The sequence below is a fragment of the Curtobacterium phyllosphaerae genome (assembly GCF_049341865.1).
Taxonomy (GTDB): domain Bacteria; phylum Actinomycetota; class Actinomycetes; order Actinomycetales; family Microbacteriaceae; genus Curtobacterium; species Curtobacterium phyllosphaerae.
The window spans coordinates 57070-80562 of sequence record NZ_JBMPIU010000009.1 but is presented as its reverse complement, the minus strand read 5'-3'; the positions used below and the strand labels follow the sequence as shown (position 1 = coordinate 80562).

The 23493-nt window shown below is 71.8% G+C and carries 25 protein-coding genes; 7 read left to right on the top strand and 18 right to left on the bottom strand.

Annotated elements, in window-relative coordinates; genetic code table 11:
- Positions 1-29 precede the first annotated feature (29 nt).
- From ACO0E0_RS14685 to ACO0E0_RS14665, 5 genes are all read right to left on the bottom strand, one after another.
- Positions 30-794 carry an SDR family oxidoreductase gene (locus ACO0E0_RS14685; RefSeq protein ID WP_422872192.1) on the bottom strand — a complete coding sequence of 255 codons (765 nt, stop codon included), beginning with the start codon at positions 792-794 and terminating at the stop codon, positions 30-32.
- A gap of 20 nt (positions 795-814) precedes the next feature.
- Complete coding sequence (locus ACO0E0_RS14680; protein WP_422872191.1) at positions 815-1660, bottom strand: formate/nitrite transporter family protein; 846 nt, start codon at positions 1658-1660, stop codon at positions 815-817.
- A 54-nt stretch (positions 1661-1714) separates the two neighbouring features.
- A complete protein-coding gene (locus ACO0E0_RS14675; RefSeq protein WP_422872190.1) occupies positions 1715-2329 on the bottom strand; it encodes a BLUF domain-containing protein in 615 nt (204 codons plus the stop codon).
- A gap of 94 nt (positions 2330-2423) precedes the next feature.
- Positions 2424-2879, bottom strand: a complete 456-nt coding sequence (locus tag ACO0E0_RS14670) for an NUDIX domain-containing protein (protein WP_422872189.1) — start codon at positions 2877-2879, stop codon at positions 2424-2426.
- Positions 2880-2983: 104 nt separating this feature from the next.
- The gene (locus ACO0E0_RS14665; RefSeq protein WP_422872188.1) at positions 2984-3718 is read right to left on the bottom strand and encodes a TetR/AcrR family transcriptional regulator; all 735 of its coding nucleotides are present in this window, start codon (positions 3716-3718) and stop codon (positions 2984-2986) included.
- Positions 3719-3819: 101 nt separating this feature from the next.
- On the opposite strand from ACO0E0_RS14665, the gene ACO0E0_RS14660 reads away from it, so the two are divergent.
- Positions 3820-4674, top strand: coding sequence for an SDR family oxidoreductase (locus tag ACO0E0_RS14660; protein WP_422872187.1), 855 nt, complete (start codon positions 3820-3822; stop codon positions 4672-4674).
- Positions 4675-4807: 133 nt separating this feature from the next.
- Complete coding sequence (locus ACO0E0_RS14655; RefSeq protein WP_422872186.1) at positions 4808-5803, top strand: nucleoside hydrolase; 996 nt, start codon at positions 4808-4810, stop codon at positions 5801-5803.
- 73 nt (positions 5804-5876) lie between these two features.
- On the opposite strand, the gene ACO0E0_RS14650 is transcribed toward ACO0E0_RS14655, so the two are convergent.
- The 8 genes from ACO0E0_RS14650 to ACO0E0_RS14615 all read right to left on the bottom strand — a co-directional run bounded on the left by ACO0E0_RS14650 (position 5877) and on the right by ACO0E0_RS14615 (position 13431).
- On the bottom strand, positions 5877-6830 hold the full coding sequence (locus tag ACO0E0_RS14650) for a PfkB family carbohydrate kinase (protein WP_422872185.1): 954 nt from the start codon (positions 6828-6830) through the stop codon (positions 5877-5879).
- The gene (locus ACO0E0_RS14645) at positions 6830-8347 is read right to left on the bottom strand and encodes a purine-cytosine permease family protein (RefSeq protein WP_422872184.1); all 1518 of its coding nucleotides are present in this window, start codon (positions 8345-8347) and stop codon (positions 6830-6832) included. The genes ACO0E0_RS14650 and ACO0E0_RS14645 overlap by 1 nt, the downstream gene beginning before the upstream one ends.
- A gap of 57 nt (positions 8348-8404) precedes the next feature.
- Entirely contained in the window at positions 8405-9421 is a 1017-nt protein-coding gene (locus tag ACO0E0_RS14640) for an ADP-ribosylglycohydrolase family protein (RefSeq protein WP_422872183.1), read from the bottom strand.
- Positions 9418-10137 carry a GntR family transcriptional regulator gene (locus ACO0E0_RS14635; RefSeq protein WP_422872182.1) on the bottom strand — a complete coding sequence of 240 codons (720 nt, stop codon included), beginning with the start codon at positions 10135-10137 and terminating at the stop codon, positions 9418-9420. The genes ACO0E0_RS14640 and ACO0E0_RS14635 overlap by 4 nt, the downstream gene beginning before the upstream one ends.
- 237 nt (positions 10138-10374) lie before the next feature.
- Positions 10375-10881 (bottom strand): GNAT family N-acetyltransferase, encoded by a 507-nt coding sequence (locus ACO0E0_RS14630; RefSeq protein WP_422872181.1) that lies wholly within the window; start codon positions 10879-10881, stop codon positions 10375-10377.
- 173 nt (positions 10882-11054) lie between these two features.
- Positions 11055-11693: a TetR/AcrR family transcriptional regulator gene (locus tag ACO0E0_RS14625; RefSeq protein ID WP_422872180.1), complete on the bottom strand. Its 639-nt coding sequence runs from the start codon at positions 11691-11693 to the stop codon at positions 11055-11057.
- An 85-nt stretch (positions 11694-11778) separates the two neighbouring features.
- Positions 11779-12372, bottom strand: a complete 594-nt coding sequence (locus ACO0E0_RS14620; RefSeq protein WP_422872179.1) for a DUF1349 domain-containing protein — start codon at positions 12370-12372, stop codon at positions 11779-11781.
- A 105-nt stretch (positions 12373-12477) separates the two neighbouring features.
- Positions 12478-13431, bottom strand: a complete 954-nt coding sequence (locus ACO0E0_RS14615) for a helix-turn-helix transcriptional regulator (RefSeq protein WP_422872178.1) — start codon at positions 13429-13431, stop codon at positions 12478-12480.
- A gap of 186 nt (positions 13432-13617) precedes the next feature.
- On the opposite strand from ACO0E0_RS14615, the gene ACO0E0_RS14610 reads away from it, so the two are divergent.
- From ACO0E0_RS14610 to ACO0E0_RS14600, 3 genes are all read left to right on the top strand, one after another.
- A complete protein-coding gene (locus ACO0E0_RS14610; RefSeq protein WP_422872177.1) occupies positions 13618-13833 on the top strand; it encodes a hypothetical protein in 216 nt (71 codons plus the stop codon).
- A gap of 81 nt (positions 13834-13914) precedes the next feature.
- Entirely contained in the window at positions 13915-14082 is a 168-nt protein-coding gene (locus ACO0E0_RS14605; protein ID WP_422872176.1) for a hypothetical protein, read from the top strand.
- Positions 14083-14149: 67 nt separating this feature from the next.
- On the top strand, positions 14150-14746 hold the full coding sequence (locus tag ACO0E0_RS14600; protein ID WP_422872175.1) for a TetR/AcrR family transcriptional regulator: 597 nt from the start codon (positions 14150-14152) through the stop codon (positions 14744-14746).
- A gap of 33 nt (positions 14747-14779) precedes the next feature.
- On the opposite strand, the gene ACO0E0_RS14595 is transcribed toward ACO0E0_RS14600, so the two are convergent.
- On the bottom strand, positions 14780-15961 hold the full coding sequence (locus tag ACO0E0_RS14595) for a glycine C-acetyltransferase (RefSeq protein ID WP_422872174.1): 1182 nt from the start codon (positions 15959-15961) through the stop codon (positions 14780-14782).
- The gene (tdh, locus tag ACO0E0_RS14590; protein WP_422872173.1) at positions 15961-17013 is read right to left on the bottom strand and encodes an L-threonine 3-dehydrogenase; all 1053 of its coding nucleotides are present in this window, start codon (positions 17011-17013) and stop codon (positions 15961-15963) included. Before tdh ends, ACO0E0_RS14595 begins: the two co-directional genes overlap by 1 nt.
- A 240-nt stretch (positions 17014-17253) precedes the next feature.
- Here tdh and ACO0E0_RS14585 point away from each other — a divergent pair, with 240 nt between their 5' ends.
- Entirely contained in the window at positions 17254-18744 is a 1491-nt protein-coding gene (locus ACO0E0_RS14585) for a DUF6421 family protein (RefSeq protein WP_422872172.1), read from the top strand.
- Positions 18741-19814 (top strand): threonine aldolase family protein, encoded by a 1074-nt coding sequence (locus ACO0E0_RS14580; protein WP_422872171.1) that lies wholly within the window; start codon positions 18741-18743, stop codon positions 19812-19814. Before ACO0E0_RS14585 ends, ACO0E0_RS14580 begins: the two co-directional genes overlap by 4 nt.
- 35 nt (positions 19815-19849) lie before the next feature.
- Here ACO0E0_RS14580 and ACO0E0_RS14575 read toward each other — a convergent pair whose 3' ends face one another.
- The 3 genes from ACO0E0_RS14575 to ACO0E0_RS14565 form a co-directional block, all read right to left on the bottom strand.
- The gene (locus ACO0E0_RS14575; protein ID WP_422872170.1) at positions 19850-21367 is read right to left on the bottom strand and encodes an FAD-binding oxidoreductase; all 1518 of its coding nucleotides are present in this window, start codon (positions 21365-21367) and stop codon (positions 19850-19852) included.
- A 21-nt stretch (positions 21368-21388) separates the two neighbouring features.
- The gene (locus ACO0E0_RS14570) at positions 21389-22030 is read right to left on the bottom strand and encodes a response regulator transcription factor (protein WP_422872169.1); all 642 of its coding nucleotides are present in this window, start codon (positions 22028-22030) and stop codon (positions 21389-21391) included.
- Between the two features lie 206 nt (positions 22031-22236).
- A complete protein-coding gene (locus tag ACO0E0_RS14565; RefSeq protein WP_422872168.1) occupies positions 22237-23490 on the bottom strand; it encodes a phosphatidylserine decarboxylase family protein in 1254 nt (417 codons plus the stop codon).
- Between the last annotated feature and the right edge of the window lie 3 nt (positions 23491-23493).

Genomic DNA, 23493 nt, shown 5'->3' with positions numbered 1-23493 from the left:
GCCGTGCGGTGGCTCGGACGGCGTCGCGGTCACCCCCGCCCGACGAACGGCATGGTGGTCGGCATGATCGTCAGGTTCGGGACGTTGACCCCGAAGGGCAGGCCGGCCATGTACCGGACGGCACGGCCGGTCTCCGCGACGTCCATGGTCGCTTCGGGCCGGACCGCGCCGTCCGCCTGCAGGGTCCCGTCGGCGGCACCCGCACCCATCGCGGTGGCCGCGTTGCCGACGTCGATCTGACCGCAGGCGATGCCGAACGGACGACCGTCGAGCTGGATCTGCTTCGTGAGCCCGAGGACCGCGTGCTTCGCCACCGTGTACGGCGCCGACAGCGGACGCGGTGCGTGCGCCGAGATCGAGCCGTTGTTGATGATCCGGCCACCCTGCGGGCGCTGCGACCGCATCACCCGGAAGGCCTCGCGCGCACAGAGGAACGAGCCGGTGAGCGTCGTCGCCATCACGGTGTCCCAGGTCTCGAGTGCGATGTCGTCGAACTGCGTGGGCGGCGCCCCGATGCCGGCGTTGTTGAACAGCAGGTCGACCCGGCCGAACCGCGCCACGGTCTGGTCGAACAGGGCTCGCACGTCGGACTCGACGGCGACGTCGGCCACGATCGGGACGATGTCGGTCGAGACGGCGGCGACCTCGTCGAGCGTGGCGCTCCGGCGCCCGGCGATCACGACCGTCCAGCCGTCGTCGGCGAGGGCGAGCGCGGCGGCCCGGCCGATGCCGCTGCCACCGCCCGTGACGACGGCGATCTGCTGATCCGGGCGAGGTTCGGTGGTGTCGGTCACAGGCGCACGCTACCGCTTCGTCACGACGCGGGTTCTCCGGATGGCTCCGCACGGTCCTCCGCCGGTGACCGCCGCCGTCCGTGCAGGAGGTCGGCCGAGCGCACGAGGCGGAGGGCCGTGACGAGCACCACGCCCCCGAGCACGTTGAACACGAGCGTGTACCCGAACCACCCGAGCCACTGCCCGAGGGTGATCGGGGCGCCGGCCTGGATCGCGCCGAAGACGAGCAACGAGTCGAGGATCGAGTGGAAGAGCTGCAGCCCGGAGAGCAGGAACCCGCCGATCATCGCGGCGACGATCTTCGCCGGGTCGGAGTCCGTGCCCTGCTGCATGCGGGTGACGAGGGTGATCGTGCTGCCGCCGAGGACGGCCAGCGCGGCGGCCTGGAGTCCGAAGGGCGTCTGCACGTAGTGCAGGGCCGACTCCTCGAGCTCGGCGTGCCACTGCGGGAACGCCTGCACGACGATCCACATGAACACCCACCCGCCGGCGAGGTTGCTGACGAGCGTCCCGACCCAGAGCCGGACGAGCTGTCCGACCGTGCCCTCGCGCGCGATCAGCGCCGTGATCGGCAGCAGGAAGTTCTCGGTGAACAGCTCGCTGTGCGCCAGGTAGAGCGCGACCAGTCCGATGCCGAACGCGAGTCCCGCGAGCAGGTGGTCGCCGGTTGCGTGGAGGACCGCGAGGTATCCCATCACGCCGATGCCGATCTCGAGTCCACCCGCGAACCCGGTGGTGAGCACGACCCGCGTGGTGCGCTGCAGGCGCTCGGCGCCCTCCTCCACCACGGCGTTGAACGACTCGTGGATCTCGTCCTCGACAGGCGCATCGCTGTCGCCGAGTTCTCGGCGTCGGTCGTCGGTCACCAGGCCGACGGTAGCCGTCGTTGGTCCGATCGTCCGCGCGACATGCGTGCGGTGCTACGGCTGCGTGGACTCCAGTGCCCAGATCGCGTTCCGAGCGGTGTTGCAGGGGTACTGGTCGGCAGGTTCGGCCTGGGTGACCCGGCACTCGGAACACTGCACGCGCTTCGTCCCGGACGCGGTCAGGACGGCCTGGGGCCGGTGTCCGTGCAGGATCACGGCGAGGCTCGTCACGAGACGGTCCCCGCTGGCCATGGCGCGCCGGAGTGCCGTGGCCCGTCGCGCGATGTAGTCCGTGTCGTCCCCACCCGGCCGGTCCGGCGACAGGTCCGCCGACGACGGCTCGGGCCAGGTCTGCTCGAGGGCCTTGTCGGCGTCCTCCTCGAGGTCGTCGAACGCCATCGACCAGTCGGGGAACCGGCGCTCGGCGTTGCTGCTGTCCCACACGGTGACGACGTCGTCGTGCCGGGGATCGACGGCGATGCGTGCGTACAGTTCACGGACCGATGCCCGCTCGCCCTCGAGCAGCTGGATCACGCGGCGGCCTCGCACCGTCAGCATGCCGGTGATGCCGTTCGCCGCGTTCCTGCGGCGGCTGTCCTCGAGCAGGCGGCGGAGCGGCTCGCCGGTGAGTTCCTCCCGGAGCGTGCTGACGTAGACCGTGGTGAACATCGCGGACGGGACTCCTCGGGTGCGGATCTGCAGGGTGCGTCAGTGAGCTGGAGGCCCAGAAGGTCCGATCGTACGCTGGGGCGGTGGTCGGCGGTCAGCGGCGGTTCGCGGGCCGCGCAGCCGCGGTCGCCGCACCGATCCTCGCCCCGAGCCCGGCGGCGAGCACGTGCGAGTCCTCCAGTGGCATCCACCAACACGTCCAGCTGACGACTTCGCCCCCTGCCGACGGAGACTGCTCACCCGCTCGCCATCGTTCCGAGACGTCCGCCTGCTCCATCGACAGGACGAAAAAGCTCCGCACGGCGATCTCGTCCCGCGTCGGTCGGAGGTCGTACCGCTCGACTCCGAGCGAGCGCACCACCCGACCGGGGCGCCCCGTCTCCTCGACGAGCTCGCGTTCCGCCGCGTCGGCGGGTGTCTCGCCGAGCTCGACGGTGCCGGCGGGAACCTGCACGCCAGTCCGGGTGAGCGGGATCTCGTCGTGCGTGAACACGAGGAGGTGTCCGTCATGGACCACGTAGCAGACCACCTTGTCGACCTCGAGCGGCATGGGTGCAAGCGTACGACCCGACGACCGACGGACCGCGGACGGACGGGAGGAACGGTGCGGGCCCGACCCGCGCCTCCAGTCCGGAGGCGGACGACCGATCCCGCTCAGGGAACCTGTCGTGCGTTCGGTCCCGCGATGACACGGTCGAGCCACTCGGCGAGCAGCCGGCGTTCCGGGTCGCTCAGCCCGACGAGCTCGTCCGCGACCGCACGGAAGGCGACGACGGTCCCGAGGTGGCCCGCCTCCGCGGCGCTCGCCGGCGCATCGGTCAGGATCTGCGTCAGGACGCCGCCGAGCACAGCGTCCACGAGCCCTGGATCACGGTCCTCCGACGGCGTCGCGAGCATCGTGGTGACGACGCCCGTCCCCGAGGCCTGGATGAGTCCGACCGCGCGGTCCTCGGGGACACGGAGCCGCCCGGCCGCTGCGACACGACGGACGCGGGCCTGGAGCACCTGCTTGCCGAGTCGTGCCGCCGGTGAACTCGCGACCCGGGACGGGTCGCTGAGCAGCCGGAACAGTGCCGGGTTGTCCAGTCCGAAGTCGACCTGGTGTCGCCAGCTGTCACGGAGCTCCTCGACCGGATCGACACCGTCGGCCGTGGCCGCCTCGACGACCGCGGCCTTGGCGGCGACGAACGTCGACATCACGTGTTCGGCGACCGCTTCGAGCAGCCCGTCCTTGTCGCCGAACAGTCGGTAGATCGCCGGCGCCTGGACACCGGCCCCCTGCGCGACACCGCGTGTGGTGACCGCTGCCGGACCGTCCTCCCGGAGCAGGCGGGCCGCGGCCTCGACGATGCGGGTCCGCGTGTCGACGGGAGTGGTCGTCTCGGTCATGGAACGACGATACCAAGCGCTTGCTATCAATGGTATTCCGACGTTACCATGATCATGGTTCCACCGATAACACGGTCGGTGGTCTTCCGAAAGGCTGTCTCATGATCATCGTCACCGGCGCCACTGGTGCCCTCAACGGCGGCACCGTCGACCACCTGCTCGAGCGCATCCCGGCATCGGACATCGCGGTCGTCGTCCGCGACACGGCCAAGGCGTCCCGGTTCGCCGAGCAGGGTGTCGCGGTCCGCAAGGGCGACTACGCCGACCCGGCCTCGCTGCCCGCAGCGTTCGACGGCGCCGACCAACTGCTGCTCGTGTCGGCGAGCGACCCGACGGCGGATGCGGTCGCGCTGCACCGCGCCGCGATCGACGCCGCGGTCGAGGCCGGGGTCGGCCGCGTGCTCTACACCAGCCACCAGGGGGCCGCCCTCGACACTCCGTTCGGTCCGGGGCGTGACCACGCGGCGACCGAGCAGCTGCTCGCCGACTCAGGTCTGGCGTGGACGTCGCTCCGCAATGGGTTCTACGCGCACAGCCTGGTGTGGTTCCTCGGCAACTGGCGGGAGACCGGCGTCATCGCGGTGCCCACCGACGGGCCGGTGTCCTGGACCGCCCGCGAGGACTCCGCCGAGGCAGCCGCGCACGTCCTGCTGTCCGACGGTGCGTACGACGGCCCGACGACCCTGACCGCCGACGCTGCTCCGACGTTCGCCGACGTCGCCGCGATCGCGTCCGAGGTCGCCGGGCGGCCGGTCGAGACCGTCGTGCTCGGTGCCGACGAGTGGGTGGCGCAGCAGGTCCGCGGGGGCCAGCAGGAGTTCATGGCCCGCTTCATGCTCGACATGTACGCCGCTGCTGCGGGCGGGTTCTTCGCCGGCACCGACCCACTCCTCGGCGAGCTGCTCGGTCGCGAGCCGCGGTCCGTCCGGGACCTGCTCGACGCTCCCGGCCGCTAGGGCAGTTCGTTCGGAGGCAGTGCCGCCGGGTTCCGGCGGCAGCGGATGCTCGGCATCGACGACGGCACCCCCGGCGGCGTGCGACGATGCCATGATCGACGTCGACCGGCTGCCACCCCGAACGGACCCCCGCATGACCAACCCCACCCGCCCGACCCCGGTGTTCCTCGACTGCGACACCGGCATCGACGACGCGCTGGCCCTCGCCTGGCTGACGGGCCGTCCGGGCATCGACCTCGTCGGGGTCGGGGTCGTGTCCGGGAACGTCGACGCCCCCCGCGCCGGCCGGAACACCCTCGACCTCCTCGCCGTCCTCGGGAACGACCGGACGCCGGTCGCGGTCGGCCCGACGGACTTCTGGTCCCGCCCGTTCCACGGCGGCGCACCACACGTGCACGGCCGCAACGGCATCGGGGACGTCGAACTCCCGACCACCGACCGCGAGGTCGAGGACGAGTCCGCCGCGGAACTGCTCGTCCGGCTCTCGCACGAGCACGCCGGCGCACTGCGGGTGCTCGCGATCGGGCCGCTGACGAACCTCGCGCACGCCTTGCGCCTCGACCCGACACTCCCGTCCCGGGTCGAGGACGTCACCGTGATGGGCGGCGCGTTCCTCGTCCGGGGGAACGTCTCGCCGCTCGCCGAGGCGAACATCCACAACGACCCCGAAGCGGCCGACCTGGTCTACGCGGCGCCGTGGGACGTCACCACCGTGCCGCTCGACGTGACCACGGGACACCGGTTCACCGAGGAGCACATCACCGCGCTCGCCGACTCGGGCTCCGGGGCGGCCCAGCACATCGGCCGCATGCTCGACGTGTACGCCGACTTCTACGCCACCGTCTACCAGGACCGCGTCGCGATCCTGCACGACCCCCTCGCCGCGGCGGTCATGACGGGGGACCTGGAGGTCACCGCGTCGCTCCACCTGCCGGTGCACGTGATCGGCGGCGACGGCCCGGACCGCGGCGTGACGAAGGTCGAGCTCCCGGTCCGTGCGACGCCGGAGCGGCGGGCCGGCACGGTCGTGCTCGCGGTCGACCGGCCATTCGCCGACCTGCTCGCCGCGCACGTCGCGGGGCTGCCCGACGCGGGGCTGCCCGTCGCGGGGGAGGCGACGCGGCCGTAGCCGCACCAGGTGACCGGGTCGGGACGGGAGGCGCGGTGCGGGCCCGTCCCGTCCCTCCCGTCCCTCCCGTCCGTCAGTCCGGCAGTCGGGTGCGGTCGGCCGGTGCGCCGGACCCGTCCAGGAGGTCGTCGATCTCGGCGGCGGTCGGCGCGGTGGCCGGGCCGTCGCGGGTCACGGCGATCGCGGCGGCCGCGTTCGCCCGGCGTGCCGCGGCGACCAGGTCGTCGCCCCGGGACAGCGCGGCGATGAGCACGCCGTCGTGGGCGTCCCCGGCGCCGTTCGTGTCGACGGCGGTCACGGCGAAGCCGGCGACGAGCTCGGCGGCGCGCCCGGCCGCTGCCACCCAGCAGCCGCTCGCGCCGTCGCGGACGACAGCCGCTCCTCGGGTCTCGGCGGCGATGCGCTCGGCGGCGTCACCGAGGTGCGACGAGTCCGGTGCCATCAGGCGCGCCTCACGGCTGTTCGTGCTGACGACGTCGGAGCGCGTCAGGACGGCGGCGAGCACGTCGGGCCGCAGGGTGTCCACCAGCGGCGACGGGTCGAGGACGACGCGGACCTCGTCCGGCAGGCCGCCCAACCACGCGACGATGGCGTCGCCGTTGGCGGGGTGTGCGAGCCCGTAGCCCGAGACGAAGACGATGTCGTCGGCACGGACCGCGACGCGGTCGAGGTCCTCGGGACCGAGCCGACCCTCGGCGCCGACGCTCGTGACGAAGGTGCGCTCGGTGGTGGCGTCCACGAGCGCGACGCAGTACCCGCTGTCGAGGTCCGGCAGACCCGGTTGCACCACCTCCACACCGCTCGCGACGAGTGCGGACCGGACGACGTCGCCGAACGGGCCGGTGCCGTACTGCCCGGCGAAGACGACGTCGAGTCCGTCCCGCCGTGCGGCGACCATCGTGTTGAGGCCGCCGCCGGCGGTGATCTCGGACCGGTCGGCGATGACGTCGCCGCCGGGTTCGGGGATGGCACCGACGCGCATCACGATGTCGACGATTACGTTCCCGACGGACACGAGCCGGGGCATCAGCGCGCCGTCGCCGACTCGGTCAGAGGCGCGGTGGCTGCGGCGGACGGTTCGGTCAGAGCACCGCGCGCGCCACCGAACGACAGGTACGCACCGGCTGCGACCACGAAGGTGATCACCCACCCGAGACCGTTCGCGCCGATCCAGCTGTCGGAGAGCGGTCCGACGAACACGGGGGCCGCGTCGCCGAGCCGAACGACCGTGAACAGGAACCCGACCACGATCGCGACCGCCCATGCGCCGACGGCCCGCCAGGCGATCCCGCCGCGGTACCAGTACACGGAGCCGCGGCGGAGGTCGAGGAGACCGATCGGGTCGTACCAGCGCCGGCGGAGCATGTCGGCGATGAACACCCCGAGCCACGCGGTGATCGGCACGGCGAGGATGGAGATGAACGTGATGAACGGGGCGTAGAAGCCGTCCGCGACGAGCATGAAGAACATCGCGCCGAGGAACGTGATCACGACGTCGACGCCGACCGCCCACACGCGCGGCACCTTGACGCCGAGCGTCAGGGTGGTGAGGCTCGCCGAGTACACCGACAGGTGGTTCGAGAGCAGCAGGCCCCCGAACGCGGCGATGAGGTAGGGCACGGCCATCCAGCTCGGCAGGAGGTCGCGGATCGCGGCGACGGGGTCGCCGGCGGTGGCGAGTGTCGGGTCGCCGGCGGAGACGAGCGCCCCGAGGCCGACGAGGACCACCAGCGGGGTCCCGGCACCGACCGCACTCGCAAGGACGAGTCGGCTCGCGCGGACGGAGACCTTGCTGTACCGGGCGATGTCGGCACCCGCGGTCGCCCAGCCGATGCCGGTGCCGGCCGCGATCGTGCCGATGCCGATCACCATCGCGCTGACCGGGCCGGCGGGGGCGCTCGTCACGGTGTCCCAGTCGACGCGGAGCACCAGGAAGACCGCGACGAACACGTTCAGCGCGCCGAAGACCCAGGTCGCCCAGCGCTGGATCGCGACGATCGCCGCGTGCCCCAGCCCGGAGACGAGGACGGTGCACAGGATGAACACCAGGATCGCGACGACCGTCAGGGCCGGGGTGTGCTTGGCGTCGCCGTCGGTGCCGAACACGATGGTGGACAGGGACAGCAGCACGAACGCGGCGGTCGTCGTGTTCACGGTCTCCCAGCCGAGTCGGGACAGCAGGGAGACGAGGGTCGGGCCGACGTTGCCCCGGACGCCGAACACGGCGCGGGAGAGTGTCAGGCCGGGGGCGCCGCCGCGGCGTCCGGCGATCGAGATGACGCCGACGACGGCGAACGAGCCCGCGGCACCCATCACCGCGACGAGGAGCGCCTGCCAGATGGTGAGCTTCTGGAACGCCACGAGCGTCGCACCGAGGGGCAGCCCGAGGATCGAGATGTTCGCGGCGAACCACACCCAGAACAGCGCGCCCGGACGGCCAGTGCGCTCGTCGGTCGGGACGGGCTCGATGCCCCGCTGTTCGATCGTGGTGAGGGTGCCGTCGCTCCAGGTGGGCGCGGCGGTGGGGTCGGGTGTCGTGGTCATGTCCTCTTGCGTCCTCGGAAGTGGCGGTCGTGCGGGGTGCAGTGCGGTGGCGGGTGGTCAGGCGGTCGCGGCGGTCCGGATCGCGAGCAGGCCGTCGACGAGCGGGGGCAGGTCGAGGCCGTTGACGTCGACCACGGTCCGGACGGCACGGTCCGGCCAGGCCTCCGGGCCGTGGACGGCGCCGAGCACGGCTCCGGCCATCGCGGCGATGGTGTCGGTGTCGCCGCCGATGCTCGCCGCGATCCCGAGGGTCTCCCACGGCTCGAGGTCGAGCGACACGAGGGTGAGCGCCGCGACGACGGACTCCTGCGAGGCGACGGAGGTGCCGACGAGTCGCGACACCGCGTCGATCCGCTCGTCGGCCGGCACCGTCGGCAGCCAGGTCCGCGCCCAGGCGGTCTTCTCCGCGATGTCGGCACCGGCGACCCAGTGCCCCCGGGTCGCTCCGATCCGGGCCGCTCCGACGGCGGCGTCGATCGCCGCGGACCGGGTGGCGCCGTCGATCCCGACGCTGACCGCGGCGGCGACGGCGCTCGCACCCGCGATGCCGAGGCCGGTGTCGTGGGTGACCCGCGAGGCGTCCCGGACGGCGTCGACGAGCGCGCTGAGGTCCGTCGCCGGGGTGGCGATCCCGATGGGGGCGATCCGCATCGCTGCGCCGTTCGTGGTCCCGGTCGATCCGGCCTGGTCGGCGGGGACGCCGGCGAGGATGCGTTCGACGGCGGTCTTGGTGCTCGGGCCGAGGAGGTCGAGCGATCCCTTCGCCGCCATCGCACGCTCCCAGTCGATGATCGCCTCGGCGAAGCGGACCGGGTCGAGCCGGCCGCCGCCCTCGACGAGGAGCTCACCGACGAGGATCGCCTGTTCGGTGTCGTCCGTGACGCTGCCGGCGCGCATCCCGGCGGCGATCCGCTGGTGTGGTCCGGCGTCGACGAAGTCGGTGACCACGCCGTGGTCCGCTCGGATCTGGGCGAGCGACATCGACTGGGTCGGCATGCCGAGCGCGTCGCCGATCGCGAGACCGTGCATGGACGCGAGGGCCCGGGCGCGACGGAGGGCGTCGGTGGTGGTCATCGTGTCCGCTCCGTCGTCCCGAACCGCATGTGCAACCGGAACCGGTCCGGGGCCAGGAGGCTGTCGACCTGCTCGACGAAGCCGTTGTGAACGGTCCGGGAGATCCGCTGGCTGTGCAGGAACGGGGTGCCCTCCGGGTGTCCCAGGACGACGGCGTCCTCCGCGGTCAGGGGTGCGATGTCGATCCACTGCTCGGCGGTGGCGGGGACGAGGCCCGCCGCGGTGAGGGTGGCGCTCAGGGATCCGTCGACGAGTCCGTCCTCGACGGCGCGGTCGAGCGCCCCGGTGCGGGGGACCCGGCTCCGTTCGAGGGACACCGACACGCCACCGACCACGTGCCGCACCCGGTCGACCGCGATGAACGCCGCGGAGTCGGCACCGACCCGTTCAGCGAGGTCGACGTCCTCGATGCGTTCGATGCGCAGCACCCGCGTGGCGACCTCGACCCCGGTCGCGGCGATCGACCGTGCCCAGCCACCCCGCGGGTCGAGGGCGGCGCCGACGAACGTGACGACGGAACCGACACCACCGTGCGTGGCGATGTACTCCTCGTCCGCCAGGTCGGCGAGGGCCGCACGGACCGTGCCCCGGCTGACCGCGAACCGCTCGGCGAGCTCGTGTTCCCCGGGCAGGCGCTCACCAGGGACGAGACGGCCTGTCGCGATCGCGTCGCGGAGGGCGTCGGCGACTCGGCGTCGCTTCGATGAGACAGGCATGGCGACGATCATACATGTCCAGTACCTGTCCATTCGAGACAGGACGGCGCAGCAAGCGCCCTCCTGGTTCGGGTCCTCGGAGGGCGCTTGCGTTCGACTACACAGAACTGTGCGCGCCGCCGGCAACGGGGAAGCCGGCCAGGTCTGACGACCTGGAACAGACCACAAATTACCCGCGGGACGACCGGGCCACGAGGTCGGTGCGCTTTTCGCATCCTCCGCCGTGCGGGGATCCGGTCACAAGACCTTCGAGAAGCAGATCGAAGTCGGGCGTCCGACGTACGGACCCCACAGAGCGATCTGACGGTAGCCGCTCCGCGTCAGGAACGAGACCGTGTCGGGGAGCGACGGCGTGGTCTCGATGACCGTCGCACCGCCGCCGAGTGCGATCGCACGCTGTTCGAGCGCCTCGAGCAGGACCTTGCCGGCCCCGAGTCCGCGCGAGTCGAACCGCACGTAGAAGCGGTGGATCTCGAACACGCCGTCGTCCACGGCCACGAGTGCGGCGCACCCGATCGGTGCTCCGGACCGGTCACGGACGATCAGGTGGGAAGCGATCCGCGCCGGGGCGTCCTGCGGATCGATCGCGACGCGTTCGGCACCGAGCTGCGCGCGCTCGAGTCGTGCGACGGTCCGGAGCCGGACCGCGTCGTCCGAACCGAAGGGTTCCTCGTCCACGGTCAGACAGTGCTTCGGCCCCGAGGTCGGTCGGTCGACGGTGGTTGCCCGCGGGGTGCCGGTCATGTGCGTTCCATCTCCTCGGGGTCGTCGCCCCGGTCCGTGTCAGCAGGGGATCTGCTGAGGACAAGACAACACCCTCGGGATCGATCATGTCGGTCTTTTGGGGGACCTCGCAGGATTTCGATGTACCCCGTTCCGGATCGCCGACGTTCCTCCGCCCCCGTGACCGCGCACGGTCAGCTCGTCAGGTCGAGCTCCCAGACGGGCCGGATGTACGCCTGCTTCCACCCTTCGCGGAGCCGGGTCACCGCGCGGTCGTACGCGTCCATGAGGTCCATCTCCGGCCGGACCATCGACTGCAACTGGAGTCCCTCGTAGAGGGCGATGAGCTGTTCGGCTCCGCGGGGCGGCTGCATCGTCGGGGGCTCGCGACCCTCGATGATGTCCTGCTCGAGGCCTTTCTGCACCATGAGCTGGAACTGGTACCACCGTCCCCGCAGGTGCGGCGCCATCGGGTGGTCCGGTGTCGCGGCGATGTTGACGGTGGCGGAGAGCATCCGCATGAGTGCCGGGTCGGCGACGTTGGCCGCGACGATCCCGCGGAGGAACCGGACGGTGCCGTAGGCACCGAGGAGCGGGAGGATCGACGCCATCCGTTCCTCGTTCCACCGGTCGATCGTCGCGAGCACGAGTCCGTCCCAGGACGGGAACTGACGGCGGACGTCCTCGACCGGGAGGTCCGCGGTCGCCGCCAAGAGCTCGAAGGTCGCTTCGTGGAACGCGTGTGCGCGGAACATCCGGATCGACGCCCGGATGATCGCGGCCCGCGCGAAGACGCTGGCGTCGAGGGTGCCCGTGGGGTTGTGTGTCGTCACGGCTCAACCACACCGGACACCGTTCCGTTCGTCCAGGTCCAGAACGGGGGACAGTGCGCATCCCGGATGGTCGGGCCGACCGGGGTCAGTCGCCGTCGCCGTGGAGCGCCAGATCCGCGGGTCCGACCGTCCACGCGTGGAACCGGACCGTCAGCCCGGCGCGGGTCGGTGCGCACACGAACGGCCCGGCGGTCACCGCCGAGCGCGGGAGGAACGGTGCCACGCGGACGAGCTGGAGCGGCCCGTTCGCCAGGCCGGCACGCATCGTGAGCGCACCGTCCGCCCAGCTGACCCGCACGCGGACACGCTGTCCCGCCCAGTCCGGACACGGCGCGACCGACCAGTCCGACTGCGGTGCCGTCACGACCGCGCCGACCTGCGGGACCCCGTCGGCGAACTCGACGCCGGTCTTCACCCAGTGGTCGGCGCCGGCCCGGACGAAGACGCCGGCCTGGTCGAACTGCTCCGTCAGCCCGGCGGTGAACTCGACCTCGACCGCGGAGCCGTCCTCGAACGGTGCCGTCAGGGCGTGTTCGGAATCGTGGACGAACCCGTAGGACGTCAGGCGCCAGGCATCGCTGCCGGACGCCGCCGTGACGTCGAGGTCGCCGTCGTGCTCCACGGTCGCGACCGGTGCGTGCGTCCACGTGCCCTCGGCCCACTCGACTCGACGTCCCATGGCGTCAGCCTGGCAGACGCACCACGGTTCCGTCTGCCGGACGGGAGGCCCGACCGCTGTCCGGCACCGCGCCTCCCGACCGGTGTCGGCCGGGCCCGGCAGCGGTCAGCTCCGGCGGAGCGTCTCCCGCGGGTACTCGCCGTGTCGCTCGAGGTACGCACTCGAGAACCGGCCGGCGTGCGCGAACCCCCAGTGGCGGGCGACGTCGGCGATGTTCGTCGTCCGGGGATCACCGGCCACGAGCGCGTCGCGGACCCGGTCGAGCCGCACCTGCCGGATGTAGGCGTTCGGGCTCATCGCGAACGACCGTTGGAACGCGTGCTGGAGCGCCCGGAGGCTGAGGTTCGCGACCTGGGCGATGTCCGAACTCGTGATCGGCAGGTGCGCGTGCTCGTGCACGTACTCGACTGCCTGCCGGATGTGCGCGTTCCTCGGCAGGAGGAGCTCGCCCGGCAACGACGCGGACACCACCGGGTACAGCTCCAGGAGCGCCAGCGCGCCGAGCCGGCCCATCTCGGCCTGGAGGAGCGGTGACGAGTGCCGGTCCAACACGGTGTGCGAGATCAGCTGCACGCTGCTCCGCCACACCTGGAGCGCCCGGTCGTCGGGTCGGACGGTGTGGTCCAGCCGCAGCGGGGTGGCGACGGTGCCGCGCTCGCCGGCGACCTCCTCGAGTGCCGAGCGGTTGATCTGCACGGTCCGCTGGTCGTAGTCGTCGTACGAGAACGCCGCACCCTGCTGGGGCCAGAGCTGGGGAAGTCCCGGTTCCATCCGGATCTGGTCGTCGCCCGTGCCGATGGTCGCGGTCCCGCGGGTGGTCCACTGCACGACGAAGTCCTGCGACGGCGTCATCACCCCGTCGATGTGCCCGTCGAAGCGGACCGTACGCAGCGTCATCGCCGCATCACCGACGGCCGTGTACCGGAACGCGAACGGCAGCTGCGTCTGGTCAGCGCGCCACTCGATGCCGGCGTACGCCGCCGCGAGGACGTCACGAGCGACGTCGAGGTCGGTGCTCTGGGCGTCTTCGTGCACGCGGATCGGCGGGGTGTCGGTCATGGGGCTCGCGGTCATTGTGTCGGAGCGGCCGGGGTGATGTCCACTCATCGACACCGTGGCGCCACCCGGACATCCGCGAAGCGACGACCCTCCGCACCGGCACCGTCCCCGGCTCGCTCCCGCCGTACGGTCATGACATCGGCCCCGACGTCCATCGTCCGGAGCCACCAAGACGAAGGACACCCCGTGAGCACGATCTCCGCAACCGAGTTCCAGGCCGCACCGACCGTTGCGCACGACGCGGTCTCGCTGCGGTGGCGCCGCGAAGCGCAGCACAGCCTGTTCAGCGAGATCCGCGAAGCCCACCGCCAGCACGCGCTGCAGGTCGCGGCACTCAGCACCGGGATCCTCGGGGTCACCGTCGCCGCCTCCGCCGCGGTCGTCCTCGCCCTCACCGCATGAACACCCCCGTGCTCACCTTCGACGACGTCACCACGCAGTCGATCGACATGACCGCACTCCTCTCCGAACAGGACCGCCCCCATGAGTAACCTCCACAACCTCGCCGAGCTCCGCCAGGACCCGATCGAGTGGCGTCGCCGCGGCCTCATCCCGCCGGCCGCGCTCGAGGCGATGGTCAACGAGCGCGTCGGCGCCGTCGCGCACGTCCCGGCCGAACCGTCGTACGCTGACTTCTTCGCGGTGGCCTGACCTCCGTCGCCCCCGCCCGACGCCGATCGACCTCGACCGGCGCAGGAAGCACCGACAGCACCAGGACATGACACAGCTCACGCTCACGCCCACCACCCGGGAGACGGCTCCGCAACGCGCCGCGTCCGGAGCCGCAGACGCGCTCTTCACCGAACACGGTGTCGGCCCGGTCACGATGCCGCAGATCGCGGACCGCGCCGGACTGACGCTCGACGAGCTCTCCAGGGCCTACGCCGACAAGCGGGCGCTGGTGATCGCGGTCCTGCAGCGGTGGCACGGATCGTGGCGGCGGGCGCTCGACCGCATCACCGCCGTCTCCGACGACCCCCGCGACGAGGTCCTCGCGATCTTCGGCTACCTCGAGCAGTGCTTCGCCGACGAGGGCTGGCGGGGCTGCGCGTTCATCAACGGCCACGCGGAACTGGGCCGGCAGGACGCCGCGATCGCCGAGCTCGCCCGGCAGCACTTCGACGACGTCGAACGACACCTGACCCTGGTGTGCGAGCGCGGCGGGATGCCCGCCCACATCGCGCAGGGACTGTCATTGCTCATCGAGGGCGCGCGGGTCGAGTCGGCCGTGCAGCAGACGGCACAACCCGCACGGGCCGCACGGCTCACCGCAGCCATGCTCATGTCCGTGTACGACACCCGCCCCGCGTTCTGACCCGGTGTCCGGGCGCCCCTCGGCCCGGCATCATCAGCCCACCGCGGAGCGCGACTCCACGAACGCCGCAACGCAGCGTCGGATCTGCTCCCCGGTGTGCGCCGCGGAGAGCTGGACGCGGATGCGCGCCCGGCCCTTCGGCACGACGGGGTAGCTGAAGGCCGTCACGTAGATCCCGCGGTCCTGCATCGCCGTCGCGATCCGGGCGGTCAGTGCCGCGTCGTGGAACATCACCGGGACGATCGGGTGCGCACCCGGCAGCAGGTCGAAGCCGGCGTCGGTCATGAGCTCCCGGAACAGGGCGGCGTTCCCGGTGAGCTGCCGTCGCGCGTCGTCCGAGTGCTCGATGAGGTCGAGTGCAGCGACCGTGCCGGCGACGATCACCGGTGCCAGGGAGTTCGAGAACAGGTAGGGCCGGGAGCGCTGCCGGAGCAGGTCGACGATCTCCTGCCGGGCGGCGACGTACCCACCCGACGCCCCGCCGAGCGCCTTGCCGAACGTGCCGGTGGAGACGTCGACGCGGTCCGCGACGCCGCAGTGCTCGGGGGTGCCGCGGCCGTGCTCGCCGAGGAACCCGACCGCGTGCGAGTCGTCGACGATGACGAGCGCGTCGTACCGGTCGGCCAGGTCGCAGATCTCGCGGAGGGGTGCGATGGAACCGTCCATCGAGAACACGCCGTCGGTGACGATCGCCCGGAAGCGTGCGTCCTGTGCGGCGACGAGCTGCGCTTCGAGGTCCTGCATGTCGCGGTTCCGGTAGCGGTACCGCTGGGCCTTGCTGAGCCGGATGCCGTCGATGATCGACGCGTGGTTCAGTTCGTCGGAGACGATCGCGTCGTCAGCGCCGAGCAGCACCTCGAACAGACCGCCGTTCGCGTCGAAGCACGACGAGTACAGGATCGTCGCCTCGGTCCCGAGGAACGACGACACCCGGCGTTCGAGGTCGAGGTGCAGGTCCTGCGTCCCGCAGATGAACCGGACGCTCGCCATCCCGTACCCCCAGCGGTCGAGGGCGTCCTTGGCCGCGTCGACCAGGGTCTGCGAGTCGGCGAGGCCCAGGTAGTTGTTCGCGCAGAAGTTCAGCAGTTCCCGCCCGTCGGCATCGATCTCGGCGCGCTGCGGGGTCGTGATGCCCCGCTCGCGTTTCGTGAGCCCCGCCTCCTCGATGTCGGCCAGCTCCGTCGACAGGTGCTCGCGCAGTGCGGTGCCGTACATCAGATCTCCGTCCAGTCGATGATGACCTTGCCGCCGTCGGCGCTCGCCGCGACGTCGAACGCCCGCACCCAGTCCCGCACGGGGAACCGGGCCGACACGATCGACCCGATGCGGTCGCGCAGCACCTGGCTCGTCTGCAGCATCGTGCCCATGGCCTGCCAGGTCTCGAACATCTCGCGGCCGTAGATGCCCTTCACCGTGAGCATGTGCGTCACGACCGTGCCCCAGTCGACCGCGATCGGACCGGACGGCAGGCCGAGCATCGCGATCCGTCCGCCGTGGTTCATGTTCGCGACCATCGACGGCAGCGCGGTCGGAGCGCCGGACATCTCGAAGCCGACGTCGAAGCCCTCGCGCATGCCGAGGCGCTCCTGTGCGTCGCGGATCGCCGATGCGCCGTCGCCGCGGACGTCGACGCCGAGGTCGGCACCCATCCCGAGCGCCATCGACAACCGGTTCGGGCTGACGTCCGTGCCGACGACGAACCGGGCACCGGCGTGCCGGGCGACCGCGATCGCCATGAGCCCGATCGGCCCGCAGCCGGCGACGACGACGTCCTCGCCGATCACCGGGAACGCCAGGGCGGTGTGCACTGCGTTGCCGAGCGGGTCGAACAGCGCGCCGACGTCGGGCTCGATCGACTCGTGGTGCACCCAGACGTTCGTGCCCGGGAGCGTCAGGAACTCGGCGAACGCCCCGTCGCGCTGCACGCCGAGCCCCTTGGTGCGGATGCACATCTGGCGGCGCCCGGCGCGACAGTTCCGACACGTGCCGCACACGATGTGGCCCTCGCCGGACACGAGGTCGCCGACGGCGACGTCCCGGACCGCCGAGCCGACCTCGACGACCTCGCCGAAGAACTCGTGGCCGGGGACGAGCGGGGCGGCGACCGCCGAGGCGGCCCAGTCGTCCCAGCGTCGGATGTGCAGGTCGGTGCCGCAGATCCCGGTCCGGAGCACACGGATCTTGACCTCGTCGTCCGCGGGGACCGGCTCCGGCCGATCGACCATGACCAGTCCCGGTGCCGCGTCCGCCTTGAACAGTGCTCTCACGACCGTGTGTCGCAGACCTGCGCCTTCGCCATGCCACCGATCCTAGCTCCCGGTGCCGCGACGGTCGAAGCCGTGCGCGACGCCCTCGATGCGTTGCGCGAACCCCGGAACGGCGCAGGATTCCGCCGGAGATGGGCAACATTGCGTCCACCGATCTTCCCTAGGCTCGAACGAACGCTCCGCCCTCCGCGGACGATCCCGCCGCGACGTCGCGGCCGACCCCATGACGGGAGTTTCGACATGTCACAGTTCGTCCAGGACCACACGCAGGACGCCATCGTCGGAGAGCCCGAGGTCGTGGAGGACCGCCGCACCGTGCGCGACGTCGCCGGCCACCCCGCGTGGCTCCGGCTCAAGGACGCCGTCGTCGGTCTGCAGGCACTGCAGACGGCCGACGGCTCGGTCCCCGACCCCGCCGACCACGCGACCGCGTCCGGGCTCGTCGCCACGATCCTCCCGGCCGTCGCCGAACTGGCACCGTCCTTCCCACACGACGCGGCGTACCTGACCGCCGTCCAGCGCGACCTCGCGCGGTGGGAGGCCCAGGGCTTCGGCGTGCCCGACTTCCTCGACGCACTGGTCGCGTTCCAGCCGCAGCAGCACCGCGTCGACGGACTCGGCCACCTGGTCCTGTTCCCCATGTACACGCAGAACGGCAGCTCGTCGCGGCTCGTCGAGGCCGTGCTCGTCGAGGTCATCTGGCCGGAGTTCATCGCCGCGCTCGAGGCCGGCGACCACGGGAACAAGCTGTTCGTCGCGCTGCGGTTCGTCGACTTCACCCCCGGGTACGACACGAACTCCGCGGTGCTGTTCCCGGAGACCGTCGCGATGCGGGAGATCCCGACGTTCACCTGGGGCGCGATCTTCCAGGACCGCGAGGCGGCCCGCTACCGTCGCGTCGTCCGCGCCGCAGCGGCGATCACCAAGCTCGAGCTGCCCGACGACGCCGCGGCGATGCTCGACGACCAGGAGCTCACCGAGCGCGTGTTCGTGATGTGGGACATCATCCACGACCGCTCCCACATGCGCGGCGACCTGCCGTTCGACCCGTTCATGATCAAGCAGCGGATGCCGTTCTTCCTGTACTCGCTCGAGGAGCTGCGCTGCGACCTGACGGCGTTCCGCGAGTCGGTCCGGCTCGAGCGCACGCTGTCGGCGATGCCCGACGCGGAGCTCTCCGACGCGCAGCGCGACATCCGCGACCACGCCCGGCTCGTGCAGTACGCCGTCGTGTTCGACCGGGTCTTCCGCTTCGCGATCACCGGCAGCCGCGTCCGGAACTACGACGGACTCGGCGGCCAGCTGCTGTTCGCGTGGATGCACCAGCACAGCGTCCTGCACTGGACCGACACGCAGCTCACGATCGACTGGGCCGCGATGCCGGACGTCGTCGTCGCGCTGAGCGACGAGATCAACGAGCTGTACTGGCGCTCGATCGACCGGCCGAAGGCGGCGCACTGGCTCGCCGCCTACGCGATGCTCACCCGCACGCTCACGCCGCACCCGGCCTCCCGGTGGGCTCGCGGGCTGCCCGACGAGACGCTGGCCGGGCCGCCGAAGGGCTACACGGACGCGGTCCTCGACGACGAGTTCCCGCTGTCGATGTTCTACGAGGCGCTGAACAAGAAGATGGCGGCCGTGATCGCGTCGACGGCCGGGATCACGGGCACGTCCGACGCGGCCGGCCCGTCCGACGGCAGCGCCGACGCGGAACCTAGGATGGTCCGGTGACCCTCCGACTCCACGACCTGGACCTGCGGGGCTTCGCCTCGGACAACTACGCGGGCATCCACCCCGAGATCCTCGCCGCGATCGCCGCCGCGAACGACGGCCACCAGATCGCCTACGGCGAGGACGTCTACACGGCGCGTCTGCAGGAGGTCTTCACCGCGCACTTCGGCGAGCAGGCGCAGGCGTTCCCGGTGTTCAACGGCACCGGGGCGAACGTCGTCAGCCTGCAGTCGATGCTGCCGCGGTGGGGTGCCGTCGTGTGCACCGCGACGGCGCACATCCACACGGACGAGGCCGGCGCTCCCGAACGGGTCGGGGGGATCAAGCTGCTCACGGTGGAGGCGCCGGACGGCAAGCTCACCCCCGAGCTCATCGACCGCGAGGCCTGGGGCTGGGGTGACGAGCACCGCCCGCAGCCGCTCGCGGTGTCGATCACGCAGACGTCGGAGCTCGGGACCGCCTACACGGTGGACGAGGTCCGGGCGATCGCGGACCACGTCCACCCGCTCGGCATGAAGCTGCACATGGACGGGGCGCGCATCTCGAACGCGGCCGCCTCGCTCGGGGTCCCGCTCCGGGACTTCACCACGGACGCCGGGGTCGACGTCCTGAGCTTCGGCGGCACGAAGAACGGCATGCTCTACGGCGAGGCGATCGTGGTCCTCGACCCGGGGGCATCCGAGGGCCTGCACTACCTCCGCAAGATGAACATGCAGCTCTCGAGCAAGATGCGGTTCGTCTCGGCACAGCTCATCGCGCTGCTCACCGACGACCTCTACCTGCGGTCCGCGGGGCACGCGAACGCCATGGCCGCCAAGCTCCGCGCGGTCATCGAGGCCGGCATCGCCGACGGCAGCATGCCGGGCGTCGGGTTCAGCCAGGAGACCCAGGCGAACGGCGTCTTCGCGACGCTGCCGGCGGGCGTCGCCGACCGACTGCGGCAGCACTTCCGGTTCTACGACTGGGACGCGAGCCGGAACGAGGTGCGCTGGATGTGCTCGTTCGACACGTCGGAGCAGGACATCGACGACTTCGTCGCGGCGCTGCGGGTCGAGCTCGACGCGGTCTGACCGGGCGCGCGGGGCGGCCCGTTCGCTCGTGGTCGTCAGAGCCAGTGCGGCTGCGCGAACCGGCCGTCCGGGTCGACCGCCCGGACGATCCGGCGCAGCCGCGCCGTGTTGTCGCCGAAGTACGCGGACGGGTCGGTGATGGCCGCGTCGCAGTAGTTCGCGTACGCGGCGTCCCCCCAGGCCGGTCGCATCGCCGCGCGGAACCCCCGCACGGACGCGTCGAAGGGCGACGGGTCGGCGCCGTCCGCGAAGGTCGCGGTGTACTGCGCGGTCCAGAGCGCCGACCGCCACGGGAACGCGCTGTCGGACGCACCCACCTGCCCGACGGCACCGCCGAGGGCGTCGAGGGAGACCCCGCCCTCGACGAGCCCGTCGACCGCGCCGGCCCGTTCCACCTGGGCGAGCAGCGTGCCGATCTGCGACGCGGTGAGCCGCTGCGTACCGATCGACGAGGTGGCGGACTCCGACACGCGCGCACCGGTCCCCGCCTCGGCGCGCATGGCATCGGCGTAGCTCGACTCGGTCGCGACGTGGGACGACGGCTGCGTGCCGACGTCCGCGATGAAGCCGTCGACGGACGCGTCCGCACCGCTCTTCGTGCCGGTCCACGTCCCGGACACGACGACGACCGGACCGGACCCGTGCTGCGACCCGGCGAGCAGTTTGAGCGACGACCAGAGGTGCGCGTCCGCGGTCGGCGCCCAGCGCTGCCATGCGGCGACGACGTCGGCCGCCGCGCTCCAGGGGAACGTGAGCGCGAAGACGAGCACGTCCGGGGCCGCCTGCGTCCGGAAGGTCATCGACGTCACGACCCCGACGCTCCCGCCGCCGCCACCGCGACAGGCCCAGAACAGGTCGGCGTCCTGCTGCGCCGAGGCCTCGTGCACCGTGCCGTCGGCGGTGACCAGGGTGACACCGGTGAGCTGGTCGCAGGTCAGCCCGAACGAGCGGACCAGCACGCCGACGCCGCCGCCGAGCGTCAGCCCGCCGATGCCGACGGTGGCACAGGACCCCGCGCCGATGGCCCGACCGGCGGCGGCGAGCCGCTCGTACACGTCGAGCAGGTGCGCACCCGGACCGATCGTGACCGTCGAGCCGTCCGCGCCGAGCGTGACGGTGTCGAGTGCGGCGGTGCTGATCACGAGGGACCGCGGGACGCCGGTGCCCGGGGCGCCGCCGGCGGACCACCCCGTGTAGGAATGGCCGCCGGACCGGAGCGCGACCGGGGTGTCGGTGTTCCGTGCGAAGGCGAGACCGGCCACGACGTCGTCGGTGTCGGCCACCTGCAGGATCCCACGGGGGTCGGCGTCGTCGAACCGCGGGTTCCGCAGGACCCGTGCCGCATCCCACCCGGAGGCCGCGGGGCGGAGGAGTGCGCCCCTGGTCGCGGCGGCGAGCGCGGACCACGACGCGGGGCCCGCGGTGCCGGACGCCGACGGGGTCGGTCGTCCCGACGCGGCGTCGCTGCAGGCCAGGAGCGCGCCGACGACCGTCGCGCCGACCCCGCCGGCGAGGAGCGACCGGCGCGTCAGACTGTCGTGATCCCGTTCCACGCGGTCCTGTCTACTCCGGGGTCATCGTTCGATGCTGCGGTGGTCGGGGCGGAAGCCGTGCTCGGTGCCCCACAGGACCGCGTCGACCCGGTTGCCCGCGCCGATCTTGCTGTAGAGCGTGCGGATGTGCGACTTCACGGTGTTGAGGCTGAGATGGGTGAGCTCGGCGATCTCGGTGTTGCGCTTCCCCTGGGTGATGAGGGCCAGGATCTCGGACTGCCGGTCGGAGATGCCGATGGTCCGGCCCGGCCAGTCGACCCCGTCCGACGTCCGTACCTTCCGCTGCGGCGGGTCGACGACGGTCTCGCCGACCGCGACGCGCAGGAGTCGGTCGGCGAGCTCTGCTCCCGAGAGGCTCTTCGCGAAGTACCCCGTCGCCCCGCGCCGGACCGCCGCGTCCATCAGGTCCTGGTCCATCTTCCAGGTGAAGACCGCCACGGTGCGGATCCGGGGGTTCGCGGACAGGCGCGAGACGTCCTCGTCGTCGGGCTCGGGTTGCGCGAACGTGTCGTACAACGCGACGTCGACGTCGTCGGTGACCCGGGTACGCGCGTCGAGCTGGACGATCTCGATGCGATCGGTGAAGGGTTGGAGCATCTCCGCCAGTCCACGGAGGACGAGCTCGTAGTCGTTGACGAGGGCGACTCGGACTCGACGTGCCATGGGCGATCTCCTTCCGGAAGCACCCCGGGGGTGACACGCCGCCCGGACCGGGGTGGTCCGTTCGAGACACGACGCTACGGATCGGGACGCCCTCGTGTCCGGAGCATCTCCTGGGAGCAGCACCGCTCACGGACGTCCATGACGCCGGACGTCGCCCCTGCCGCGCGAGACCGGCCCGTCCCTCCTTGTACTGCGCGGCCCGTCCCCTACTCGTGCCGGTCGTGGCGCGCCGTGGCGATCCGGCGCCCGAGACGGACGAGCGACGACGACGACCCGGCCGGGATCGCGTCGACGTCGAACGCGTCGACGGCTCCGGGCTCGAACACCAGGCAGTGCGTCGACCCGCCGAACCGGAACTCGCCGAGTTCCTCGCCCTTGTCGACGTGCATGCCCTCGAGGCCGTCGCGGATGACGCAGGACGAGACGTCGATCATGCCCACCGCGACGAACCCGACGGTGCCGAGCGCCGGGTTGTCGGCATCGATGACGACGATGGCGCGCGCGGCGACGTGCGCCAGGTACCCCTGCGACTCCGGTGGCTGACGCGCCGCGGAGCCCTCGGAGTCGGCCTCGGAGAAGTACGTGCCGGACTGCACGAACGCCCGTCGGACCGTCCCGCGCACGGGGCTGTGCCACCGGTGGTAGTTCGTGGCGCTCAGGAACGCCTGGTACACCGTGCCGCCGACGAACTGCTCGACGCTGTCGTCGTGGGCCAACATGTCCTCGAGCGAGTACGGCTGCGACTTGATCCAGAACTCGTCGTGCCGCTGGACGTCGCGCGCGATCCGGTACGGCGTCGACTCGCAGGCGCTCGTGACCACGTCGTCGTCGTCCGGAGCCTCGACCGGCCGGGCACCGGGACGGAACGCCCGGGTGAAGAAGTCGTTCCACGACGAGAACCCCCAGTGCTCCGCGTCCGGGTCGTGCTCGAAGTCGTCGATCCCGACCACACGCCGCGCCTCGGGCGACATCCAGCCGTCCGGGCCATCGTGCAGCACCTCGAGCGACCCCGGCCCGTCGAGGAACTCGCGCCACTCGTCGAGGACCGCCCCCATCGCGCGGTTCACCCGCGGGTCCCGGTAGAACGCGAACCCGCTCGGGGTCGCCATGGTCCAGTCCAGGACCGCCGCGAGGGGCGTCGACACCATGCTCCCCTCGCCGAACGCCGGGGCACTCCGCACGACGTCGTCGACGAGGCGGACGAGCTCGTCGAACGAGCCGACGTGCTGCTTGCGGTACGGCTTGCTCGGCGGGACCTCGTCGATCATCCGCACGGCCAGCATCCGGAGCACCGGGTCGTGGTCGACGATGTCCGCGAAGGCCCGGACCGACGGGCGCAGCTCGCGGTCCCCGTGCTCGGGGAGGCTGTCCCGCCGCCCCTCGATCCAGCGTTCGAGCTCGTCCTGCGTCGGCAGCCACCCACCCTGTCGGCGGAAGTCCCCGCCACGGTCGTCAGTCATGCG